This window comes from Mycolicibacter senuensis (assembly GCF_003284925.1).
Taxonomy (GTDB): Bacteria; Actinomycetota; Actinomycetes; order Mycobacteriales; family Mycobacteriaceae; genus Mycobacterium; species Mycobacterium algericum_A.
This window is the reverse complement of the sequence record NZ_QMEX01000271.1, coordinates 1-2136: the sequence shown is the minus strand read 5'-3', so window position 1 is coordinate 2136 and position 2136 is coordinate 1. Positions and strand designations below refer to the sequence as shown.

Below are 2136 nucleotides of genomic sequence, written 5' to 3'. Positions count from 1 at the left end.
GCGTCGGCGACCAGCGCACCCGCGCCGGCCTGGTTTCCGAGCAGGCCCAGCAGCGCGCTGCGGTGCTTGCCCTGCTCGGAAACCAGGCCGGCCAGCGGGGCCGCGCCGCCGGGCGCCGAACCGGTACGCAGCGCGCACGCGGCCGCGACGGTCCGCCGGCCACCGTCGTCGGCGAATTCCAGTACCGTCCAGGTCTCCCCGGCGTTCGAGGCCCGGATCCGGCTCAGCGTGTCCCCCAGTGCCGCGTCGATGGCGATCTGGTAGGCGGCAACGTGATCACCTGAGCCGTCAACCACCGACCGCCACGTCTCCCGCGCGCCCGAGTCGATCAGCGGAGGGATCTCGTCGGCGGCGACAAGGGTGGAGTCCCAACCGATCTCACGGAGATGGTCGGCGAGCCGACGCACCGCGATGTCAGCGGTGCGCTGCAACGGGATCGCCGGCGAGCGGGCCTGCAGTGCAGCCAGATTCGGTGCGGCCGAGAAGGTCAGACCGATCCAGGTGTCGGTTTCATCGGCACCACCTTCCGGCCGGGTGCCGCGGCTGGTGATGCGCACGGCGTCGGCCTGCAGACCGTACCGGTTCACGTAGCCGGCGATCACCGAGAGCGGCAACGTGTCCCCGGCGGCCGCGGCCGTGATCCGCAGCGCCGACGTCGCCCGCGCCCCAGAGACCGCTCGCCGGTCGGTGTGTGCGCCTAGGCTCGAACGCAACATGGCCAGCCGCCGCCGGACGATCGTGGTCAGGTGCAGGCCGTGCCACCAACTCAGCAGCAGGATCGCCACCGCGACCCCGACGGCGAGCACCCAGCGGTCCCGGGGGGTCGGCCAGGGGTAGGCCAGCAGTGCCGGCACGACGGCGAGCAGAACCAGTGCGATTCTGGCCGGACCGGGCCGGGGGATGGTGGAACGGTACGGGCTCACAGCTGGTTTTCCTTTCGTCGGCGGGCGGCCGCTGCGGCGCCGACGGCGACGACCAGCCCGCCCAGCAGCGCGGTTCCGGCGAAGGCGACGATGCGCGGCGCCGGGTCCTCCGGTTGCGGGGCCGGCGGGGGGGACAGTTTCTTCGACGGTGAGAAAGCCGGATCCACGACCGGTGTCAGTTCCCACGTCAGGGCGGCCACCGCGTCGACGGTCCCGGCACCCACCAGAGCCGACGGCGCGCGGGCGCCGTTGTGGGCGGTGGCGACGATCCGGTGCGCCACCTGCATGGCGTTCAGGTCGGGGTAGCGGCTGCGGACCAGCGCGGCCACGCCTGCGACGTAGCCGGCGGCGTAGCCGGTTCCGGTGAGCGGCACCAGCCTGCCCTGGTTGCCGGGAAGACCGTTGGCCAGACCGCCGTCGTCGCGGTTGCTGACCGAGACGATGCCCTCCCCGGGCGCGGCGACGCCGACCCATGGTCCGGCCATGGTGAAGCTCGACGGCTGCTCGTTCGAGGACAGCGACGCCACCGACAGCACGTAGGGCTGCCACCACGACGGCACCGACAGCGAGGTGACACCCGTCCAATTACGCGGGTCGTGCGGCCGGCTGAGGTCGGTGAGCGGATTGGACTCGCACGCCTCACCGCCACCGCCGATCGACCCGGTCTGCCCGCTGTCGCCGGCAGCAGCCACGATCAGCGCATCCTTCTCCACCGCGGCGTAGCGCAACGCCGCGCCCAGGGCGGTCTGGTCGACGTTGCGGTCGGCCGGCAGGCAGGTGGTGGTCGAGATGGTGATGACCCGGGCGCCGAGGTCGGCGGCGTGCACGATGGCCCGCGAGAGCGCGGTGATGTCGGTGACCAGCCGGGTCGTTCGGGGGTCGTCCCCAGCCGACCGCGGCGTGACCGAGGCCGAGGCGGTACGCAGCGACAGCAGTCGCGCCGCGGGGGCCACCCCGGTGAAACCATCCTGGCCCTCCGGCGAGGGTTGGCCGGCGATGATCCCGGCGACCAGTGTTCCGTGACCGTCGCAGTCGGTCAGGCCGTCGGTCGTGCCCAGGTAGTCGCCGCCCGGGTCCACCGCCGGCAGCCGCGGGCCCGGACGCACGCCGGTGTCGATGACGGCCACCGTCTGGCCCTCGCCGCGGGAGAACTGCCACGCCGCGGGCAGGTCTACGCGGTGCGGGAACTGCCCATAAAATTCACCCCCGGCGC

General features: G+C 73.0%; 2 protein-coding genes. Both read right to left on the bottom strand.

Annotated elements, in window-relative coordinates:
* Nucleotides 1-923, bottom strand: a 923-nt coding sequence (eccE, locus tag DQP56_RS23995; protein WP_112689570.1) for a type VII secretion protein EccE, incomplete at its 3' end; no start/stop codon positions are given.
* The coding region (gene mycP, locus DQP56_RS23990) for a type VII secretion-associated serine protease mycosin (protein ID WP_205868973.1) at nt 920-2136 on the bottom strand (1217 nt) is incomplete at its 5' end. The genes eccE and mycP, both read right to left, overlap by 4 nt.